The organism is Nocardiopsis dassonvillei (genome assembly GCF_964273065.1).
In the GTDB taxonomy this organism is placed as follows: domain Bacteria; phylum Actinomycetota; class Actinomycetes; order Streptosporangiales; family Streptosporangiaceae; genus Nocardiopsis; species Nocardiopsis dassonvillei_B.
The window spans coordinates 3,690,042-3,709,810 of the sequence record NZ_OZ186815.1 but is presented as its reverse complement, the minus strand read 5'-3'; the positions used below and the strand labels follow the sequence as shown (position 1 = coordinate 3,709,810).

Genomic DNA, 19,769 nt, shown 5'->3' with positions numbered 1-19,769 from the left:
CGGGCCCTCAGTCCGTTCCGTCGGAACGCGGGGGCAGCACGGCCACCGGGATCCCGGCGCGGTGCAGCACCCCCCGGCTGACCGAGCCCAGGAGGAGGCCGCGCACACCGCCGCGGCCGCGGGAGCCGACGACGATCATGTCGGCGTCCGCGCCGGCCTGGAGCAGTGCCTCCACCGGGTCGGCCGCGACGCGCACGGAGCCGATGTCGAGGTCCCCGGCGCGCCCGTCGAGGGCGTCGGCGAGCATTCCGGCGACGACCTCCTCGGACCGCCGGTCGGGCGCCTCGTCGGCGGCCGCCGCTCCGGCTCCGCGGGCGTGGACCAGGGTCACGGCGGCGTCTGCGGCCAGTGCCTCCCGGAGTGCGAAGCGGAGGGCGCGCCGGGAGGACGGCGAGCCGTCCACCCCGACGACGATGCGCCCGCGGTGGCCGCGGGGTTCGGCGTCGGGGACGACCACCACCGGGCACGGCGCGTGCGAGGAGGCGCGCGTCCCCACGGAGCCGGGCATGGTGGCGCGCGCCGAGCCCGGGCCCCGCGACCCCACCGCGATGACGTCGCCGGGGCGGGCCTCCTCCAGGAGGACGCCGGGGGCGTCCTCGACGGCCAGGACGGTGACCACCTCGAGGTCGGGTCGGACCCGGCGGGCGTACTCGGCGTTCTCGGTGAGCAGCTCGTGGGCGGCGGCGCGCACCTCGTCCACTGACCGGCGGTCGGCGGTGGCGGCGCCGATCACCGTGGCCGGGCCCAGCCCGTGCACGATGCGCAGCCGGAACCGGCGGCGGGCCGCCTCTCCGATCGCCCACACCAGTGCGGCGCGGGCGCCGGACGACCCGTCCACGCCCACGACCACCGCCGGCGGACGCTCCCGTGCGTTCATCCTCGGCCCCTCTCGTTGCTCCGTCCACTGCCCACGAGAGAGCCCGGGAATCCCCGGATCTTCACCTGCGGCGGGCGAACCCCTCCCCGACGGTGGCGGCCAGCCGCAGGTAGGCGTCGCGGGTGGCGGGGGCGAGCCGGTCCAGGTCGACCTCGGCCCCCTCCTCGAGGTGGCCGTCCCAGGGGACGCGGACGACGGCGCGGCAGCGGGCGGCGAAGTGGCCCTCGAGCCGGTCGAGGTCGACGCTGCTCTTGCTGTCGGAGCGCACCATGGACAGCACCACCACCGCGTCGCGCACCAGCCCCTCGTGTCCGTGGGCCTCCAGCCAGTCGAGGGTGGCGCTGGCGCTGCGCGCCCCGTCCACGGACGCCGAGCTCACCAGGACGACCTGGTCGGCCAGGCCCAGGACGCCGCGCATGGCGGCGTGCAGCAGACCGGTCCCGCAGTCGGTGATGCAGATGGAGTAGAAGTGCTCGACGATCCGGGCCACCTCCCGGTAGTCCTCGTCGCCGAACGCCTCGGACACGGCGGGGTCGCGGTCGGAGGCGAGGATCTCCAGGCGGCTGGGCGCCTGGGAGGTGAACCCGCGGATGTCGGCGTAGCGGGCCACGAGGTGGCGCTCGTTGAGGAGGTCCCGGATGGTCGCGGCGGTCTCCAGGCGCACCTTGTCGGAGAGGGTGCCCCGGTCGGGGTTGGCGTCCACGGCCAGCACCCGGTCGCCGCGCAGGGAGGCCAGGGTGGCGCCGAGGGCGACCGTGGTGGTGGTCTTGCCGACGCCGCCCTTGAGGCTGAGGACGGCGACCCGGTGGTGGCCTGTGGCGACGGGGGTGCAGGCGCGGGCCACGAGTTCGCGGCGGCGCAGCACCTTGGGGGACTCGCCGGGGTTGACCAGGCCCAGGGTGGCGGTGTGCAGGGCACGCCGCCAGCCACCGCTGGGGCCCTGGTGGCGGTTGCGTACCAGGGTGGCGGCGTTGAGGGAGTCGGAGGTCTGCCGTTCGCCGGGTGCCCCGGGCGCCGGAGGGGCGGGCGCCCGCGGTGTCCCGGACGGCTGCGGGACGGGCTGTGGCGTCCCGGACGGCGGGAGCGGCGGGGCGGTCGCCGCCGGGCCCCGCCCGTCCGCGGGCGGCGTCTGCGGGGCGGGCGGCTCCGGGTCGGCCGCGGACTCCAGCGGCGGCAGCTGCTCGGGTTCGGGGACGTCGGCGTCCCGGCGCAGGGCACGGGGGGCCAGGGGGTCGGACTCCCCGTCCGGTTCCGGACGCGCGGGCCGGCGCAGCGGGCGTTCGCGCAGCCGCAGCGGCCGCGGCATCAGCCGGACGGTGTCGGACCGCACCTCGTCCTCGCCGTCGTCGGCCTCGTCGGCCGTGTCCGGCTCGGCGGCCCCGTCCTCCTCCGGCACCGCGTCCGCCGCCTCCGCGGGTGCGGCCGGGACCATCGGGGTCTCCAGCGGGATGGGGGCGGCATAGGGCGGTGGCGGCGGCACGTCGCCGCCGAACCACTGCTCGCGCGGCGAGGGCTCGGCCTGCCTGCGCGAGGCGATCTCGGTGACGGCGGCCCCGGACTCCTCCGGCTCGTCCTCCGCACGCCGCCACGGGGACGCGTCCGGCTCCTGTTCCTCGAAGCCCGCGCCCGTCCCGTTCTGATCCTGGTGTGACACCGAGTTCTCCTGCGTGAAGGGGGTGTACTGCGGAGGGAGGGGTACCCCGCCGGGAACGGGGGTCGCTCCCTGGGTTCACTCTTACCCGCGGCGGCCCTGCGAAGCATCCCCTCTCCCTTCTCGAACACGATCCACTTGGAAGTTCCGCCCTCCGCGGGGATACGGTCGGTTCCATGCATGCGATCCGTATCACCGAACCGGGCGGACCCGAGGTCCTGGCCTGGTCCCAGGTCCCCGATCCCGTCCCCGGCGAGGGAGAGGTCATCGTCGAGGTGGCCGCCACCGCGGTCAACCGCGCCGACGTCGCCCAGCGCCAGGGCTCCTACCCGCCGCCGCCCGGCGCATCCGAGTACCCGGGGCTGGAGTGCTCCGGCACGGTCCTGGCCCTGGGCCCGGGCACCGAGGACTCCGGCTGGGCGGTGGGCGACGAGGTGTGCGCCCTGCTGTCCGGCGGCGGCTACGCCGAGCGGGTCGCGGTGCCGGTCGGCCAGCTGCTGCCGGTCCCCCGCGGGGTGGGCCTGGTCGAGGCCGCGGCGCTGCCGGAGGCCGCCTGCACGGTGTGGTCGAACCTGGTCATGGTCGGCGGGCTGGGGCGGGGCGAGACCGTGCTGCTGCACGGCGGCGGCAGCGGCATCGGCACGTTCGCCATCCAGTTCGCCCGCTCCCTGGGCGCCCGGGTGGCGGTCACCGCCGGCGGGGAGGAGAAGCTGGCGGCCTGCCGGGAGCTGGGCGCGGAGATCACCATCGACTACCGGACCGAGGACTTCGCCGCGCGGATGCGCGAGGCCGGGGGCGCCGACCTCATCCTCGACATCATCGGCGGCTCCTACCTGGCGGACAACCTGCGCTCGCTGTCCACCGGCGGCCGCCTGGTGATCATCGGGCTGATGGGCGGCCGCTCCGGCGAGGCCGACCTGGGCCGTATGCTCGCCAAGCGCCTCTCCGTGCACGCCACGACCCTGCGCTCGCGCCCCCTGGAGGAGAAGTCGGCCATCGTCGCGGGAGTACTGGAGCAGGTATGGCCGTTGGTAGAACAAGGAGCCATCCGCCCCGTCGTGGACCGCGTCCTGCCGATGCGGAACGCGGCGGAGGCGCACGACGTCATGGAATCGAGCGCGCACACCGGCAAGATCCTGCTCACCCGCTGACGGGCGCGGTCGACGACATTCGGTAAGGGGACATATGAGCAATACGGACGATGCGAACGAGCAGCCCCAGGTCCTGGTCGTGGGAGTGGACCAGCGCGGGGAGGACGACGGCCACGAGGAGCCCCGCACGCTCGCGGACATGGTGGAGCAGCCCGCCAAGGTGATGCGGATCGGCAGCATGATCCGCCAGCTGCTGGAGGAGGTGAAGGCCGCGCCTCTCGACGAGGCCAGCCGCACCCGTCTCAAGGAGATCCACACCTCCTCCATCAAGGAGCTGGAGGACGGCCTGGCGCCGGAGCTGATCGACGAGCTGGACCGCCTCACCCTGCCGTTCGCGGACGGTTCCGCTCCCAGCGAGGCGGAGCTGCGCATCGCGCAGGCCCAGCTGGTGGGCTGGCTGGAGGGCCTGTTCCACGGGATCCAGACCACGCTGTTCGCCCAGCAGATGGCGGCCCGCGCGCAGCTGGAGAACATGCGCAAGGCCCTTCCTCCAGGTGTCGCGGGCCTCCAGGCGCAGGCGCAGCCGGGCCGGGCCCCGGGCCGCGAGGACAACGTCTCGGGCCCCTACCTGTAGGGGAGCCGGGGCGCGGACGCCCCGTGCCGGGGCGCACCGCACACACGGGAGCCCGTCCCCTCATCCTCGGGGACGGGCTCCTCGTGGTCTTCCGGTGCGCCCCGGCAGGCCGGGGCGCACCGGGGCGTCCTACCTGACCGGCTCCAGGACGTCGCGGCCCAGGTAGGGGCGCAGCGCCTCGGGGACCACGACCGAGCCGTCCTCCTGCTGGTGGTTCTCCAGGATGGCGACGATCCACCGGGTGGTGGCGAGCGTCCCGTTGAGCGTGGCGGCGAAGCGGGTCCTGCCGTCCTCGCCCCGGAACCGCACGTTGAGGCGGCGTGCCTGGAACTCGGTGCAGTTCGAGGTGGAGGTCAGCTCGCGGTAGGTCTCCTGGGTGGGGACCCACGCCTCGCAGTCGTACTTGCGGGCGGCGCTGGTGCCAAGGTCGCCGGCGGCGATGTCGACGACGCGGTAGGGCAGCTCGAGCTTGTCGAGCATCTCCCGCTCCCAGGCGAGCAGCCGCCGGTGCTCCTCGTGCGCGTTGTCGGGGTGGGTGTAGACGAACATCTCCACCTTGTTGAACTGGTGCACCCGGATGATGCCGCGGGTGTCCTTGCCGTAGGAGCCTGCCTCCCGGCGGAAGCACGGGGACCAGCCGATGTACCGGTTGGGCAGGACGTCGGCGGGCAGGATCTCCCCCGCGTGGTAGCCCGCCAGCGGCACCTCGGAGGTGCCCACCAGGTAGAGGTCGTCGGCGGGCAGCCGGTACACCTCGTCGGCGTGGGCGCCCAGGAAGCCGGTGCCCTCCATGGTCTCGGGCTTGACGAGGACGGGCGGGATCATCGGGGTGAACCCGGCGGCGACGGCCTGGTTCATGGCCATGTTCAGCAGGGCCAGCTCCAGCTGGGCTCCGACGCCGGTGAGGAAGTAGAAGCGCGCACCGGACACCTTGGCGCCGCGCTCCATGTCGATGGCGCCGAGCTTCTCGCCCAGTTCCAGGTGGTCGCGCGGGGTGAAGTCGAACGTGCGCGGGGTGCCGACGGTGTCGAGGACCTTGAAGTCGTCGACGCCGCCCTCGGGGGCGCCCTCCTCGACGAGGTTGGGCACGGAGGCCACGGCCCGGTCCAGCTCGGCGGCGAGGCGGTCGGCCTCGGCCTCGGCGGCCTTGACCTCGGCGGCCAGCCCCTTGGCCCGGGCGAGGAGCGCCTCGCGCTCCTCCGGGGAGGCCTTGGAGACCGACTTGCCCACGCTCTTCTGCTCGGCCCGCAGGGTCTCGAAGCGGGTGAGCGCGGAGCGGCGCTCGGAGTCCAGCGCGAGCAGGCGGTCGGCGACGGAGGGGTCCTCCCCGCGGGCCCGCTGCGAGGCGCGGAGTCGGTCGGGGTCTTCTCGGAGAGCGCGAAGGTCGATCACGTCTTGCAGGTTACCGCCCGGCCCCGGCCCCGCAGACATCTTTTCCCGGTTCGCGTCATGAACGCGGTGTCACCACGTCATCACGAAGAGAGATCACCGGGTTCCGGGAAGGGGACGGCAGTGAAACCGTTGCGCGAGATGAGCACAGAGGAGCTGAGTGCGGCGCTGGAGGCCCTCGAAACCGAGCGGCCCCGCGACACCGCGCTGCGGCTGGCGCTCTACCTGGAGTTGCGCCGGGCCGCGGCCGAGGAGTGGGTGTTCGACGCGCAGGACGACGACGGCCTCCCGGACTCCTGAGCCCGGCCCGCGGGCCCGGTCCGGGAGCGCGGGACCGTGCGCGGGGTCAGTCGACCCCGCCGGAGCGGATCCGGGCCAGCCACCGTTCCGACTCGGCGTAGTCGGCCTCGGTGGCGGGGCGGGGGCGCAGCGGCGGGTCGAGCTCGGTGGCCCGCCCGCTGCGCGGGTAGCTGCCCAGGAAGCGCACGTCGCGGCAGACCCGGCGCAGTCCCATGAGGGCCTCGCCGACGCGGGCGTCGGCGACGTGCCCCTCGGCGTCGATGCAGAAGCAATAGCTGCCCAGTCCGTCGCCGGTGGGCCGCGACTCCAGCCTGGTGAGGTTGACCCCGCGCACCGCGAACTGGGTGAGGACCTCGATGAGCGCTCCCGGGTGGTCGTCGGCGATGAACGCGACCACCGACGTCAGGTCGGCACCGGTCGGCGCGGGCGGGCGCCCGGGCCGGGACAGGTAGATGAACCGGGTGGCCGCGTCGGCGCGGTCGCCCACCCCGGTCGCCAGGGCGTGCAGCCCGTAGCGCTCCCCGGCGATGACGGCGCAGATCGCGGCGTCGTAGGGCGCCCCGGGTTCGGAGACGGCGCGGGCGGCGGCGGCCGTGGAGGAGACGGTGTGCGTCTCGGCGTCGGGCAGGTGCCGGGCCAGCCAGCCCCGGCACTGGGCCAGGGCGTGCGGGTGCGTGGCCACCGTCTTGACGTCGTGCAGGGTGACGCCGGGCCGGGCGACCAGGGCGAACTCCACCGGGACCGCGGTCTCACCGGTGATGACCAGCGGTTCGCCGCCGATGAGCTCGGCGATGGTGGAGGTGACCCCGCCCTCGACCGAGTTCTCCAGGGGCACGACGCCGCCCTCGGCCGCGCCGGTGCGGACGGCGTCGAAGACCGCGGCGACCCCGTCGCAGGGGACGCGCGCGGTGTCGGCCGCGTCGGGGCGCAGGGCCCGCAGCGCGGCCTCGGTGAAGGTGCCCTCGGGGCCGAGGTAGGCGTAGCGGTTGGGCATGGTGTTCAGGCTATACGCACCCGGGGCGGCGGGGGCGATCACGACGGGTCGCGCCGCGGGGCGGGCGCCCTGCGCAGACCGGTCCTGTGCTCCGCCGGGACGGAGGTGTCGGGCTCGATCACCCCCGCGGCGACCGCCGCCTCCTCCTCCGTGTCGGCCGCCGGGGCCGGCCCGGCCTCGGGGGCCTCGGGGTCGGGGACGACGGTGACCGGGACCTCGGCGTCCTCGGCGACCACCGGTCCGCTGACGCGCGGGGCGGGCACGGCCGCGCCGATGCCCTCGCCCAGCCGGGCGGCCCGCACCACGCGGTACTCCTCGGGGCTGAGCAGGGTCGCGGCCTCGCCGCGCACCACGGCCTTGGCGTAGGTGCGCGATTCGGTACGGCCGTTGATGGACGTGACGACCACCCCGTCCCCGTCGCCGTTGAGCAGGGCGAGGGAGAAGGAGCGGGCCCCGGACATCTCCTCCAGGGCGTCGTAGTGGAGCACCGCCATGTCGCGCACGGCGAGCGGGTCGGCACCGCCGACCTGTGCGGAGGCGGCGGCGCGCTGGGCGAGGACACGGGTGTCGGCGTCGATGGCGCGGGCTCTGGCCAGCGCGTACCCGCCCAGGGCGAGTCCGCCCAGACCCGTGAGCACGCCCGTGACGGCCAGGATCATGGTGAACACCGTGCGAGCGTATCGCTACTGAGCGAATTTGTGGTGTTACTACCGGCGATTTCTGCCAGAAAACGGTCCCGAACCGCGCTTTCGTGCCCTCGCACGGCCGCGCGCGCCGTCCAGGGCCCGCCGCACGGTGGGGCGCAGCTCGCGGGCGGCCAGCGCCCGCAGCACGTCGGCGAACTGGTGTGCGCGGTGCAGCTGGGCGCGCAGGTCGGTTCCGGTGGCCCGGTGCTCCAGGGGCACCTCCACCTCGATCACCCGCAGTCCCGCCCGCAGCACGTCGATGGTCAGCCCGGTCTCCACCCCGAACCCCGGTGCCAGCGGCCGCGCCGCCTCGAACGCGGCGCGGGTGATGCAGCGCTGTCCGTTGAGCGGCTGCTCGGGCTCCCAGCCGGTCGCCCGGCGGACGCCTCCGCGGGCCAGGCGCACCACGAACCCGTGGCCGCCCAGGCGCAGCCGGGTGGCCGGGAACAGCGCGATGGTCATGTCGGCCTTGCCCTCGGCGACCGGGTCCACCAGGGGCGCCGCCCCGGCCGCGCTCGCCTCCAGGTCCGCGTCGAGGAAGAGGAGGTGCCGGGGCGGGCGGATCCCGTCGGCGCTCTCCTCGTGCTCCTCGATGAGCCGCACGCCCTCGGCCCCGGTCTCCATCGCCGCGCCCTTGCCGCGGTTGCGGCTGTGCCGGAGCACCCGGGCCCCGGCCTCCAGGGCCACCTCCGAGGTGCGGTCGGCGGACCCGTCGTCGACGACGACGACCAGGTCCACCCCGGGCAGCGCCCGCGCGGCGGTCACGGTGCGACCGACCCGCGCCTCCTCGTCCTTGGCAGCGATCACGACGGCGATCCCAGCCTTCTCGGGTCCGCCGCCCTCCCCCCGTGTCACCGCGGCCCGGTCTACGGGACGGTCCCGGTACCCGCGGCCACCGGCAGTGCGTCGGTGTCGGGGTGGATGACGAAGACCTCGTGCAGGCCGGTGACCTCCAGGACCTTCATGACGGCCGGTTTGGGGGCCACCAGTTCCAGGTCTCCGCCCTTGTCGCGGGAACGCTTCATCGCCGAGAGCAGGACACTGATGCCGGTCGAGTCACAGAACTCGGTCGACGACATGTCGATGACCAGCCTCCGGGCCCCCTCGTCGAGGGCCGTGATGAGCTCGTCGCGCAGGCGGGGTGCCGTGTACAGGTCGATCTCGCCACCGACGGTTACCACCGCGAGGTCATCTTGAGATCGGCTCGATATCTTCAACTCCACAGTCGTGACTGTAGCGGCCCGGTCCGGACCGGGCCACCTCGTTGACGGTGTTTCGCGACATCGGTCACGTTCCCTCCCGCGGACCGGGCTCCGGAACGGCGCACCGCAGGTCAGAGCGGGTCAGAGCAGGGCGCCGCGGGCACGGCCCCCGCCGCGGACGGTGAAGGGCAGGGACGCGACGGCCCCGTCCCCGCGCGGGGGCCCGGCCCGCCCCGACGCGCGGTCGGCGGCGGACGGTGCCGTGTGGTCCGCCGCGGCGCCCGCCCCGCACTCCGCTGCGGTGTCCTCGTCGGGCAGGTCCAGCACGGCCCAGACCGTGGTGGTGGTCGCGTCCATCTCGGTGCCCCAGCGGCCGGCCAGGTGCTGGACGATCCCCAGACCCCGACCGCCCAGTGCGGAGGTGCCGGGGTCGGCCACCCGGGGCATGGTGGTGGAGCCGCCGTCGCGGACGGAGATCTCGAGCCAGCCGCCGGGCCCGGGGGAGGCCTCCACCTCGGCCCGCCAGGCGACGCCGACGCTGTTGGCCGGGTTGGCGGGGGTGGGCAGGGGGCTGGCGTGGCGCAGCGCGTTGCTGACCAGTTCGCTGATGATGAGGGCGGCCTCGTCGATGCGCTCCTGGGGGATGCCCATGGCGCGCAGGTCGTCGCCCAGGCGGCGGCGCGCGTCCATCACGCTGGTGGGAACGTAGGGGAGGATGACGTGCCGTTCGACCTTGCTCGGGTGACCCCCGGTGTCGAACGGGGTGTGATCTCCTGCCACGGCTTTCGTCCCTGCGAGTTCGTGCTGTGGTGCGGTCCGGAACCCGCCCGTTGTGTGACGGCGAATTCCGCCAGGGGTGGAAATGCCCCGATCACCTCGAACGGAAACCAACGCCCCGGTGAATCACCGGGGCCGGCCGGCCTTGGGGCGCGTGGATCGCTGGCGTGGCAGGGCTTCGGGGCCGGATGAGATTTTCGGCGTTTCCTGTGACGGGAGTGGCCCCTGGGGCGCGCTCCGGCCGGTCACCCCGACCCGGACCGCCGCCACCCCGGGCGGTTCGACGACCTCCCCGTCGCTCCCGCCTCCCTCCGGGCCGGGCCCCTCGCCCCGGTGCAGCGGCAGGGTGAAGCACATGCGGGTACCGCGGTCCAGCCTGTGCGCCGTGACGTCCCCGCCCTGGTCCTGGGCGAGTTTGCGCACGATGTAGAGCCCCAGCCCCAGGCCGCCGAACCTGCGCCGGTCGCCGCGCACCCCGCCCTGGAAGAAGCGGTCGAACACCCGCTCCTCGTCGCCCGGCCGCAGGCCGGGGCCGTCGTCGTCCACCGAGACCGTGACGGTGTCGCCCTCCACCGCCACCGCGACGTGCACCGTGCCGCCCTCGGGGGAGAACTTGATGGAGTTGTCCAGCAGCTGGTCCATGATGATGCCGGTGGCCAGCGGGTCGGCGAACACCGTGGGCAGGTCGCCGGAGGCGCTCAGCACCACGTCGTGCCGGTCCGACAGGGACCGGAACGTCATCACGGCCTGGCGCAGCACCCGGGCCAGCTCGAACGGGACGGGGTTGACGTCCAGCTCTCCCCGGGAGGCGTCGGAGCCCAGGCTGAGCCGCTCCACCAGCAGGGTCAGCGCCGTGGACCGGTCCACGATGTTGCTCACCGCCTCCCGCTGGGCCTCCGAGCTCATCCGGGACCACTTGCGGATCAGGGTGGTGGCGAACCCGTGGATCGCGGTGATGGGGGTGCGCAGCTCGTGGCCGGTGGTGGCCAGGAACGCCTCGCGCTCGTCCTCCATGGCCTTCTGCGCGGTGATGTCGCGAAAGTCCACCACCCACTCGTGGGTGCGGGGGATCCGCGCCATGAGGATCTCCAGCCAGCGCCCGTCCTTGAGCCGGTGCTTGATCGGGCGGCCGTGGCAGGCGGGGATCGGGAACGGCGGGTGGCGGCCCTCCACCACCTCGGCCGAGTAGCCCGTGAGCTCGACGGCCGAGCGGTTCCACTTGCGCACCCGGCCGCCGAAGTCCAGCACGGCGATGCCGTCGGCACTGGAGTCGGCGACCGCCTTCTCGTGCACCCGCTGGTGGTTGAGCTCCTCGTAGGCCATCGCGTTGCCGATGGCGACCCCCGCGTGGGCGGCCAGCAGCTCCAGCAGTTCGAGTTCGACGTGGCCGACCCGGCGCTGGCTGTAGAGGGCGTACAGGGCCCCGTAGGGGCGGCCGTGCACGTTGGACACGCACAGGGCGATGGTGTGCAGGCCGGGAAGGTCGGCCCAGACCAGGTCCTGCAGGCCCCGGGTGTCCTCGTTGGCGAGCAGCACCGACTTGCCGCTGCGCAGCAGCTCGCCGAACAGGCTGGTCTCCAGCGGGGCGCTGTAGCCCTGGAGCTCCTCGGAGAGCCGGGTGATGCTCACCAGCTCCACCCGGTCCTCGTTGAGCAGGACGAAGCCGCCGGCGTCGGCGCCGGTCAACTCCGTGATGCCGCTGGAGATGCGGTCCAGCACCGACTGCAGGCTCAGGTCCGCGTTGATGTCGACGACCACGTCGGTGAGGCGGCGCACCAGCCGGGCGCGCTCCATGGCGGCGGTGTGCGCCTGCTCCTCGTTGTCCGTGGGGTAGAGGGTGAGCACCCAGCCGCCGGGCCCGCCCTCCGGGTCGGGCAGGGCGGCGGTGCTGATCCGCACGTCGATCGGGGTGCCGTCGCTGCGCACGCGGCGGGTGTGGATGGTGAGGGAGGGCCCGGCGCGCACCTGTTCGAGCACCGCGCCGTGTTCGGCCTTCAACTCGGCGGGGACGATCGGCAGCGCGGCGCCGAGCACCTCGTCGGCCCGCCAGCCGAACAGTCGCTCGGCCGCCGGGTTCCACAGGAACACCCGGAGCTCACTGTCGAGACCGACCACCGCGTCCGCCGAGGAGGCCAGCACGGCTGCGGCGCTGAGGGGCGCGCGCTCGGAACTCACGACGTCATAGTGCCACCCGAGGGCCCCGCGGGGCAGGGCTTTGGGCAATCCGATCGCTTTCCGGGCCCGATGGGACTCAGATCACCCTCGGCTCGGCGTCCGCGTCGGCCGCCATGTCGAGTCCGGCGCGCTCCCAGGACTGCATGCCCCCGGCGACGTTGACCGAGGTCCACCCGGCGTTGTTGAGGGCGGCGACGGCCTGCGCCGAGCGCCCGCCCGCGCGGCAGACCACGTACACCTTGCGGTCCTGGGGGATCTCCCCGGCCCGGGCGTTGAGCTCGCCGAGCGGAATGTGCACGGCGGCGGGGGCGTGGCCCGCCGCCCACTCGTCGTTCTCGCGCACGTCGAGCAGGTATCCGTCCGCGGGAACCTCGGTGACGCCCACCTCGGGCACGTTGCCGAACATCCATGACCCCCATGTAGATCCGTTTCCTCCGGAATCCTCCGGAGATTTTTCCGGGGGAGGGAACCGTGAGTGACGCGGCGGCGTCCAAGCGTCATGGCTCAGCACACCTTCGCGACGGCCCTGCCGACCCGCCTCGCCGCGCTCGCGGCCCTCGGCCTGCTCCTGACGGCCTGCGGCAACGAGCCCACCGAGGTGGGCACCCCGGCAACCGGATCCGACGAATCCAGTCCCTCCGCCCCCGACCAGGATGCCCCCTCCGACGGGGGGGACGGTACCGACGCCCCCCAGGAGGCGCCCGGCGAGGGCTCCTCCACCGAACTGACCATCGAGCGCTCCCTCGGCGACGACGAGGGACCGACCCCCCAGTCGGGCTTCGAGGAGGGGACGTGGACGCTCACCTGCGCCCCCGCCGGCGGCGACCACCCCGACCCGGAGTCCGCGTGCGCGGAGATCGAGGAGGTCGGGACCGAACCGTTCCTGCTCGACACCAGCGACATGATGTGCACGATGCAGATCGGCGGCCCCGAGGTGGTCCGGGTGACCGGCAGCATCGACGGCACCGAGATCGACACCGAGTTCAACAAGCGCAACGGCTGCGAGATCGAGCGCTTCGCCGAGGTGGAGGAGGTCATCGCCCCCTGACCGGGCGCTCGCGAAGCCTCGCGGGGGTGCGGGCCGTCGGCCCGCGCCCCCGCTTCCGTCGTCGGGGAGCGGGGGCGCTCCCGTGGTCGCGGGGCCCGGAGCGGGGGCCCGGGGCGGAAAGCCGGCCACAGGACGCCCGCGGGGGTGAGGCCGCGGCCGCGGGCCGTCCCCTGAGGACTGCGGAGCGCGGCGGGCGGCGGGGGAGGAGACCCGGGGTCAACCCGTGTACGGGGTGTCCCAGAAGGCGAGCTCGTGGCGCATGCCCTCGCGGAAGAAGCGCTCGGCCCGCTCGGGGTCGGGGTCGGCCTCCTCCAGCATCCGCCCGTACCGCTCGGTCAGCTCGGTGAACCCGGGGTCGGCGTAGGTGTCCACCCAGCGGCGGTAGCGCGGCTCGGTCGGCCGGTTCTCGGCCAGGGCGATACCGAGTCGGTTGTAGCCCCACATGCAGGGGTAGACGGCGGCCAGGCCGTCGCGGTAGTCGGCGGCCGCGTCGATGATCCACTCGGTGTAGGCGGCGCAGGCCGGGCCCTTCTCGCGGGTGGTGAGGTCGGCGCCGAACTCCCCGGACAGGGACCGGTGGAGTTCGAGTTCCTCGTTGAGGGTGCTGTGCGCGATGCCCACCAGGTCGGCGAGGTGGCCGTCGGGGGCCTGCCAGGCGAGCCGGGAGAAGGCCCGGGCGTAGTCGAGCAGGTACAGGTGGTCCTGCTCCAGCCAGTAGCGGAAGGCGCGGTCGTCGAGGTCGCCGCGGGCGATACCCGCGACGGTCGGGTGTGCGAGCTGTTCGGCGACCATGGGCCGCCCGATCTCGTGAAGGCGTTCGGTGATTCCCACGTCCGCAGTGTGCCATCCGCCCGCTTCGGGCCGGACGGGCGCCCCTGCCGTCGCGCGACCTCGAAATTTTCGGAGCCCCGGGGCGAGACCTCCCCATGGCACATCACTCGCATACCGCTATGAACAGGGATCTTTCTCCAGGGCTTCCGCACTCCTGTGATTCAACTCTCTTCCCACCTTGACCCGGATGCCCGCCGAACGTACATTCTCGTTCCATTGGTTTCGATAAAACTTCCGAAACTTTCTGGACCACGGAAAGGGCACCCCCCGATGACCCCACCCCCCGAACCCCTGGACGGCCCCTGGCGGGACACCTCCCTGGCCGACGGCGAGCGCGTGGACCACCTGCTCGCCGCCATGACCCTGGAGGAGAAGACCGCCCAGCTCAACGGCGTCTGGGTCAGCGCCGACGCCTCGGGCGCCCCGGTCGCCCCCCACCAGCACGACGCCTCCGGTGAACCGCTCGCCTGGGAGGAGGTCATCCGCGACGGGCTGGGCCAGCTCACCCGCCCCTTCGGCACCGCCCCGGTGGACCCGGCGGCGGGACGCGCCTCCCTGGTCCGCAGCCAGCGCGAGATCATGAACGCGAACCGGTTCGGCATCCCCGCCATCGCCCACGAGGAGTGCCTGACCGGCCTGGCCGCCTGGCGGGCCACCATCCACCCGGTCCCCCCCGCCTGGGGGGCCGCCTTCGATCCCGGCCTCGTCGAGCGCATGGCCGCGAACATCGGCGGGACCATGCGCCTGCTCGGCATCCACCAGGGGCTCGCCCCCGTCCTCGACGTCGCCCGCGACCTGCGCTGGGGCCGCGTGGAGGAGACCATCGGCGAGGACCCCTACCTGGTGTCCACCATCGGCGCCGCCTACGTGCGCGGGCTCCAGTCCACGGGGGTCATCGCCACCCTCAAGCACTTCGCCGGGTACTCCGCCTCCCGGGCCGGACGCAACCACGCCCCGGTGTCCGTCGGCCCCCGCGAACTCGCCGACGTCGTCCTGCCCCCCTTCGAGGCGGCCGTGCGGGAGGGCGCCCGCTCGGTCATGCAGTCCTACAACGACAACGACGGGATCCCGGCCGCCGCCGACCGCCGCCTGCTCACGGAACTGCTGCGCGACCGGTGGGGCTTCGAGGGCACCCTCGTCTCCGACTACTTCGCCGTCACCTTCCTGCACACCCTGCACCGGGTCGCCGAGAGCCCCGAGAGCGCGGGCGCCCTGGCCCTGGAGTCCGGCGTCGACGTCGAACTGCCCGACCCGCACTGCTACGGCGACCGGCTCACCGCCCTGGTCCGCTCCGGGGAACTCGACGAGGCGCTGGTCGACCGCGCCGCCCGGCGCGTCCTGCTGCACAAGTGCTCCCTGGGCATGCTCGACCCCGGCTGGTCCCCCGACCCCGGCGACTCCCCCCTCGACCTCGACCCGGCCCCGCACCGCGCCCTGGCCCGCACCCTGGCCGAGCGCTCCGTCGTCCTCCTCGACAACCCGGGCCGAGTCCTGCCGCTGTCCGCCCCGCGGACACTGGCGCTGGTCGGACCGCTCGCCGACACCCCCGACGCCATGCTCGGCTGCTACACCTTCCCCGCCCACGTGGGGCGGAACCACCCCGGGACCCCGCTGGGCGTGCCCGTCCCCACCGTGTACGAGGCGCTGCACCGCGAACTGCCCGACACCCGGATCGTCCACACCCGCGGCTGCACCGTGGACGGGCCGGAGACGGACGGGTTCGAAGCCGCCCTGGCGGCGGCACGGGAGGCCGACGTGTGCGTGCTGGTGCTCGGCGACCGCTCCGACCTGTTCGGCCGCGGGACCTCGGGCGAGGGATGCGACGCCGAGGACCTGCGCCTGCCCGGGGTCCAGCAGGAGCTGTGGGAGGCCCTGGCGGCCACCGGGACCCCGGTCGTCGCGGTGCTGATCACCGGCCGCCCCTACGCCCTGGGCGCCGCGGCCGACGCCTCGGCCGCGGTCGTGCAGGCGTTCATGCCCGGGGAGGAGGGCGCCGGCGCCATCGCCGGGGTGCTGTCCGGCCGGGTCGGCCCGAGCGGGCGGCTGCCGTTCTCCGTCCCGCGCTCCCCCGGCGGCCAGCCCGCCACCTACCTGGGCGCACCCCTGGCCCGGCGCAGCGAGGTCAGCTCGGTGGACCCCACCCCGCGCCACCCCTTCGGGCACGGCCTGTCCTACACCTCGTTCTCCTGGGAGGACCCGCGGGTCGACGGCCGGCCCGCCGACGGCTCCCCGGTGCCCGTCCCCACCGACGGGGAGGTGACCGTGGGCTGCACCGTCCGCAACACCGGCCGCCTGGCCGGGACCGAGGTGGTCCAGGTGTACCTGCACGACCCCGTGGCCCGGGTGGCGCTGCCGGTGCGGCGGCTGGTGGGGTACGCGCGGGTGGACCTGGAACCGGGGGAGGCGCGCGCCGTGGACTTCACCGTCCACGCCGACCAGTCGTCCTACACCGGACCCGACGGGGTGCGCACGGTCGACCCGGGCCTGCTGGAGCTGTCACTGGCGGCGTCGTCCGAGGACCCGCGCCACACCTTCACCGTGGACCTGCGGGGCCCCGCCCGCACCGTCGACCACACCCGCCGCCTCACCGCGGCGGTGCGGCTGGACCCGGCGGGCGAGGAGGAGGCCGCCGCGCCCGGGGGTCCCGGCCGCTGAGGGCGGGGGGAGCGGGGAGGACAACGGGGAGGGGGAGGGTCGGAGGTGTCCGGTGGACGTGCGCCGCGCCCGTGGCCGGGAGCGGCCACGGGACCCCCGGAGGGGTGCGGGCACCGGACTCCGGGCATGAGAGAACCCGGTGATGATCGACTCACGATCTCCACCGGGTATCTTGTGGGCGAGGAGGGATTTGAACCCTCACATCCTTTCGGACACACGGACCTGAACCGTGCGCGTCTACCGTTCCGCCACCCGCCCGAGTGACATGCATTCAGTTATGTTGCCAGGTGATCCGGGCTTTTCGTCCGGTTCCCCCTGGCGACATGCATAAGGCTAGCACGCTCTCAGCGTGGGTCGCACATCGTTTCCCAGGGCCCCTCCGGGAGCCCCGGACGCCCCTCTTGCGGGGGTACGTATGAAACCAGGGGCACCATCGCCCGGTTACGATCGTCTACACATACGGATGTGGAGTACAAAGGGAGGTAGCTCGTGGGAGTGCTCCAGCGCTTCGAGCGCAGGCTTGAGGGCATGATCGAAGGCACTTTCGCGATGGCCTTCAAGTCCGAGTTGCAACCGGTCGAGGTGGCGAGCGCCGTCCAGCGGGAGATGGACGAGCGCGCCGCGATCGTCGCCCAGGGGCGGACCCTGGTCCCCAACGACTTCATCGTCGAACTGGCGGCCAGCGACAGGGAGCGCCTGGAGGTCTACGCGGACAGCCTGGGCCAGGAGCTGTCCAAGCTCGCCCGGGACTACGCCACGGAACAGGGCTACTCGTTCGTCGGTCCGGTCCGGGTGCACTTCAGGTCCGACGAGGGCCTCAAGACCGGCCGCTTCCGCATCCGCTCCGGCGTGGTGCGCGGAACCATGGTGAGCAAGGAGGGCGAGGTCCGCACCCCGGTGGGCGACCCCACCCCGGGAGCCCAGCGCCAGCCGGGCCGTCCGCGCCTGCTGATCTCCCCCGGCGGCGCCACCGCCGAGGGCAGTATCGCCAGCCACGGGATGCAGCAGTCCTTCGAGCTGACCACGCCGGTCACGCTGCTGGGCCGCGGCACCGACTGCGACCTGCGCCTGGTCGACAACGGCGTCTCGCGCCACCACGTGGAGATCCGCCTGGACGGCGACGAGGCCATCCTCGTCGACAAGGGTTCCACCAACGGGACCTTCGTCAACGGGCAGCAGGTGCGCCAGGCCCGCCTGGTGGACGGCACCAGGATCAGCCTCGGCCGCACCACCATGACCTTCCGGCGCGACTGAGCCGGACACAGGTGACCGAGGACTCCGGCCGGCCGCCCCGAACCGGGCGCAACCAACACCGCCGCGTCGGCGTCACAAAGGTCAAGTCCGGGGTTCGGGTCCATTCGGACCCGCTGTCGGATATCCGGCCGGGAAGGTAGTCTCCGCGAAGACCCGACCGATCGGGCACAATGGCCGCGACCCGAGGGGCCGCGGACCAGCGACCTCAACTCACCGGAACGAAGGTGGGGAAGACACGGTGGCGGCGCCGACGACCGCCACCCCGGCCGGAGCACGACAGGGGCTGAAGAGCAGTTCGATGTCCAACTTGACCCTCATACTGATCAAGATCGCGTATCTCGCGGTGCTTTGGCTGTTCATCCTCATGGCGATCGGTGTGGTCCGCACCGACCTCTTCGGTCCTTCCAAACGCAAGCCGAGGAAGAAGCCGCGTCCCGCCGCACGGCCGGCGCCCCGCGGCGGCGGCACCCCCTCCCACTCGGGGGCCGCGCCGGCCCGTCCCCAGCGCCCGCGCCGGAACGAGCCCAGCATCCTCGCCGTCACCCAGGGACCGCTGACGGGCACCACCGTGCCGCTCGCGTCCCAGCCCATCCTCATCGGGCGCGCGCCCGACTCGACGCTCGTCATCACCGATGACTACGCCTCGGGCCGCCACGCGCGCGTCTACTCCGACAACGGCCGCTGGTTCGTCGAGGACCTGAACTCGACCAACGGCACCTACCTCGGCCAACAGAAGCTGAACCGCCCCCAGCCCATCACGGTGGGTCAGCCCATCCGTATCGGCAAGACCGTCCTGGAACTGCGCAAATGACAATCGCTCTCCGATACGCGGCGTACTCCGACGTAGGATGCCTCCGCGAAGGCAACGAAGACTCCGGTTACGCCGGCCAGCACCTGCTCGCGGTGGCGGACGGCATGGGCGGCTACGCGGGCGGCGAGGTGGCCAGTTCCATCGCGATCTCCTCGATCCGCCGCCTGGACGCCGAGGACCACCGGGCCGACGACATGGCCGAGGTCCTCCAGCAGGCCGTGGAGCAGGCCAACGCCTCCCTCGCCCGGCGGATCATGGAAGAGCCCCGGCTGGAGAACATGGGCACCACCCTGACCGCCATGCTGTGGTCGGGTCCCCGGGTCGCCCTCATCCACATCGGCGACTCCCGCGCCTACCTGCTGCGCGGGTCGCGCTTCGAGCAGATCACCCACGACCACACCCTGGTGCAGACCCTCGTCGACGAGGGCAAGATCACCGAGGAGGAGGTCGCCACCCACCCGCAGCGGTCCCTGATCCTGCGCGCCCTCGACGGCAAGAGCCCGGTCGACCCCGACATCTCCATCAGCGAGGCCAAGGTCGGCGACCGCTACCTGCTCTGCTCCGACGGCCTGTCCGGCGTAGTCAGCAAGAAGACCATCCACGAGACCCTGGCGACCGAGACGGACCTGCGCACGGCCGCCAAGAAGCTCATCGACCTGGCCATCCGCGGCGGAGGCCCGGACAACATCACCGCGGTCATCGCCGACGTGATCGAGACCGAGGGCGACCGCGAGGGCCCCACCCTCGCCTCCCAGGTGGTCGGCGCCGCCGACCAGCGGCGGGACGTGGCCGCCCAGGGGCAGGACAGCCCGGCGAGACGGGCCCAGGAGGTGCGCTCCGGCGGCGGCGACACCGCCGAGATGGACCCGGTCCGCGGCGAGCCGGCCTACGCCGGGGCCCCGGCGCCGAGCGGCCCCCCGGCGGGCGGCGCCTACGCCGCCCCCTACGAGGAGCAGCCCTACCCCGACCACGAGGAGCCCGCGAACCCGCGGCGCCCGCGCGGCGGCGGCAACGAGCCCGAGTACCGGACCCGCCGCTGGTGGCCGATGATCGTCGGCTTCCTGGTCATCGTCGGCCTCGTCGCCGGAGCGGGCTACTACTTCGGGCGCCAGTACATCGACTCCCAGTACTTCATCGGCCCGTCCGAGTCGGGGCAGAACGTCTCGATCTACCGCGGCATCGACACCGACATCGCGGGGTTCAGCCTGTCCGAGGAGGTCGAGGACACCGGGATCACCCTGGAGTCCCTGACCGACGGGGAGCGCCAGTCCATCGAGAACAACATTCCCGCCGACGACCTCCAGGACGCGCGCCAGCGCGTGGAGGCGCTCCGCGGGGGCGCCGCCTCCGAGGGCGCACAGGGCGCGGAGACCGAGGAAGGAAGCGGGTGAGGC

The 19,769-nt window shown here is 73.5% G+C and carries 19 protein-coding genes and 1 tRNA gene; 8 read left to right on the top strand and 12 right to left on the bottom strand.

All coding sequences use genetic code 11. The features are described 5' to 3' along the window. Positions 1-7: 7 nt before the first annotated feature. Both ACSUPR_RS16465 and ACSUPR_RS16460 read right to left on the bottom strand, forming a co-directional pair. Positions 8-877, bottom strand: coding sequence for a universal stress protein (locus ACSUPR_RS16465; protein ID WP_436885499.1), 870 nt, complete (start codon positions 875-877; stop codon positions 8-10). Positions 878-938: 61 nt separating this feature from the next. Continuing rightward, the gene (locus ACSUPR_RS16460) at positions 939-2,531 is read right to left on the bottom strand and encodes a MinD/ParA family ATP-binding protein (protein WP_436885498.1); all 1,593 of its coding nucleotides are present in this window, start codon (positions 2,529-2,531) and stop codon (positions 939-941) included. 173 nt (positions 2,532-2,704) lie between these two features. On the opposite strand from ACSUPR_RS16460, the gene ACSUPR_RS16455 reads away from it, so the two are divergent. After that, positions 2,705-3,679, top strand: coding sequence for an NAD(P)H-quinone oxidoreductase (locus ACSUPR_RS16455; RefSeq protein WP_436885497.1), 975 nt, complete (start codon positions 2,705-2,707; stop codon positions 3,677-3,679). 34 nt (positions 3,680-3,713) lie between these two features. After that, complete coding sequence (locus ACSUPR_RS16450; protein WP_436885496.1) at positions 3,714-4,253, top strand: bacterial proteasome activator family protein; 540 nt, start codon at positions 3,714-3,716, stop codon at positions 4,251-4,253. Between the two features lie 129 nt (positions 4,254-4,382). On the opposite strand, the gene serS is transcribed toward ACSUPR_RS16450, so the two are convergent. Next, a complete protein-coding gene (gene serS / locus ACSUPR_RS16445) occupies positions 4,383-5,645 on the bottom strand; it encodes a serine--tRNA ligase (RefSeq protein ID WP_436885495.1) in 1,263 nt (420 codons plus the stop codon). A gap of 138 nt (positions 5,646-5,783) precedes the next feature. Here serS and ACSUPR_RS16440 point away from each other — a divergent pair, with 138 nt between their 5' ends. Then, entirely contained in the window at positions 5,784-5,942 is a 159-nt protein-coding gene (locus ACSUPR_RS16440; RefSeq protein WP_436885494.1) for a hypothetical protein, read from the top strand. Positions 5,943-5,988: 46 nt separating this feature from the next. Here ACSUPR_RS16440 and pheA read toward each other — a convergent pair whose 3' ends face one another. From pheA to ACSUPR_RS16405, 7 genes are all read right to left on the bottom strand, one after another. Beyond that, positions 5,989-6,936, bottom strand: a complete 948-nt coding sequence (gene pheA / locus ACSUPR_RS16435) for a prephenate dehydratase (RefSeq protein WP_436885493.1) — start codon at positions 6,934-6,936, stop codon at positions 5,989-5,991. Between the two features lie 38 nt (positions 6,937-6,974). After that, complete coding sequence (locus tag ACSUPR_RS16430) at positions 6,975-7,595, bottom strand: DUF4446 family protein (RefSeq protein ID WP_436892033.1); 621 nt, start codon at positions 7,593-7,595, stop codon at positions 6,975-6,977. A 48-nt stretch (positions 7,596-7,643) separates the two neighbouring features. Next, positions 7,644-8,477, bottom strand: coding sequence for a glycosyltransferase (locus ACSUPR_RS16425; protein WP_436885492.1), 834 nt, complete (start codon positions 8,475-8,477; stop codon positions 7,644-7,646). 11 nt (positions 8,478-8,488) lie between these two features. Beyond that, positions 8,489-8,803 carry an STAS domain-containing protein gene (locus ACSUPR_RS16420; RefSeq protein ID WP_436885491.1) on the bottom strand — a complete coding sequence of 105 codons (315 nt, stop codon included), beginning with the start codon at positions 8,801-8,803 and terminating at the stop codon, positions 8,489-8,491. Positions 8,804-8,965: 162 nt separating this feature from the next. Continuing rightward, positions 8,966-9,604: an ATP-binding protein gene (locus tag ACSUPR_RS16415; protein ID WP_436885490.1), complete on the bottom strand. Its 639-nt coding sequence runs from the start codon at positions 9,602-9,604 to the stop codon at positions 8,966-8,968. Positions 9,605-9,727: 123 nt separating this feature from the next. Further along, positions 9,728-11,776: a PAS domain S-box protein gene (locus ACSUPR_RS16410; RefSeq protein WP_436885489.1), complete on the bottom strand. Its 2,049-nt coding sequence runs from the start codon at positions 11,774-11,776 to the stop codon at positions 9,728-9,730. A gap of 76 nt (positions 11,777-11,852) precedes the next feature. Next, positions 11,853-12,182 carry a rhodanese-like domain-containing protein gene (locus ACSUPR_RS16405; protein WP_436885488.1) on the bottom strand — a complete coding sequence of 110 codons (330 nt, stop codon included), beginning with the start codon at positions 12,180-12,182 and terminating at the stop codon, positions 11,853-11,855. A 93-nt stretch (positions 12,183-12,275) separates the two neighbouring features. Between ACSUPR_RS16405 and ACSUPR_RS16400 the strand changes: the two genes are divergently transcribed. Beyond that, the gene (locus ACSUPR_RS16400) at positions 12,276-12,824 is read left to right on the top strand and encodes an SSI family serine proteinase inhibitor (RefSeq protein WP_436885487.1); all 549 of its coding nucleotides are present in this window, start codon (positions 12,276-12,278) and stop codon (positions 12,822-12,824) included. A 216-nt stretch (positions 12,825-13,040) separates the two neighbouring features. On the opposite strand, the gene ACSUPR_RS16395 is transcribed toward ACSUPR_RS16400, so the two are convergent. Next, positions 13,041-13,655: a TenA family protein gene (locus ACSUPR_RS16395; protein ID WP_436885486.1), complete on the bottom strand. Its 615-nt coding sequence runs from the start codon at positions 13,653-13,655 to the stop codon at positions 13,041-13,043. A 270-nt stretch (positions 13,656-13,925) separates the two neighbouring features. Between ACSUPR_RS16395 and ACSUPR_RS16390 the strand changes: the two genes are divergently transcribed. After that, positions 13,926-16,310: a beta-glucosidase family protein gene (locus tag ACSUPR_RS16390; RefSeq protein WP_436885485.1), complete on the top strand. Its 2,385-nt coding sequence runs from the start codon at positions 13,926-13,928 to the stop codon at positions 16,308-16,310. A 175-nt stretch (positions 16,311-16,485) separates the two neighbouring features. Here the strand turns inward: ACSUPR_RS16390 and ACSUPR_RS16385 are convergent. Further along, a tRNA-Leu gene (locus ACSUPR_RS16385) sits at positions 16,486-16,568 on the bottom strand. A gap of 237 nt (positions 16,569-16,805) precedes the next feature. Here ACSUPR_RS16385 and ACSUPR_RS16380 point away from each other — a divergent pair. The 3 genes from ACSUPR_RS16380 (at position 16,806) to ACSUPR_RS16370 (ending at position 19,766) form a co-directional block, all read left to right on the top strand. Next, a complete protein-coding gene (locus ACSUPR_RS16380) occupies positions 16,806-17,564 on the top strand; it encodes an FhaA domain-containing protein (protein WP_436892032.1) in 759 nt (252 codons plus the stop codon). Positions 17,565-17,862: 298 nt separating this feature from the next. Next, positions 17,863-18,375: an FHA domain-containing protein FhaB/FipA gene (locus tag ACSUPR_RS16375; RefSeq protein ID WP_436885484.1), complete on the top strand. Its 513-nt coding sequence runs from the start codon at positions 17,863-17,865 to the stop codon at positions 18,373-18,375. Next, complete coding sequence (locus ACSUPR_RS16370) at positions 18,372-19,766, top strand: Stp1/IreP family PP2C-type Ser/Thr phosphatase (protein ID WP_436885483.1); 1,395 nt, start codon at positions 18,372-18,374, stop codon at positions 19,764-19,766. Before ACSUPR_RS16375 ends, ACSUPR_RS16370 begins: the two co-directional genes overlap by 4 nt. The last annotated feature ends 3 nt before the right edge of the window (positions 19,767-19,769 follow it).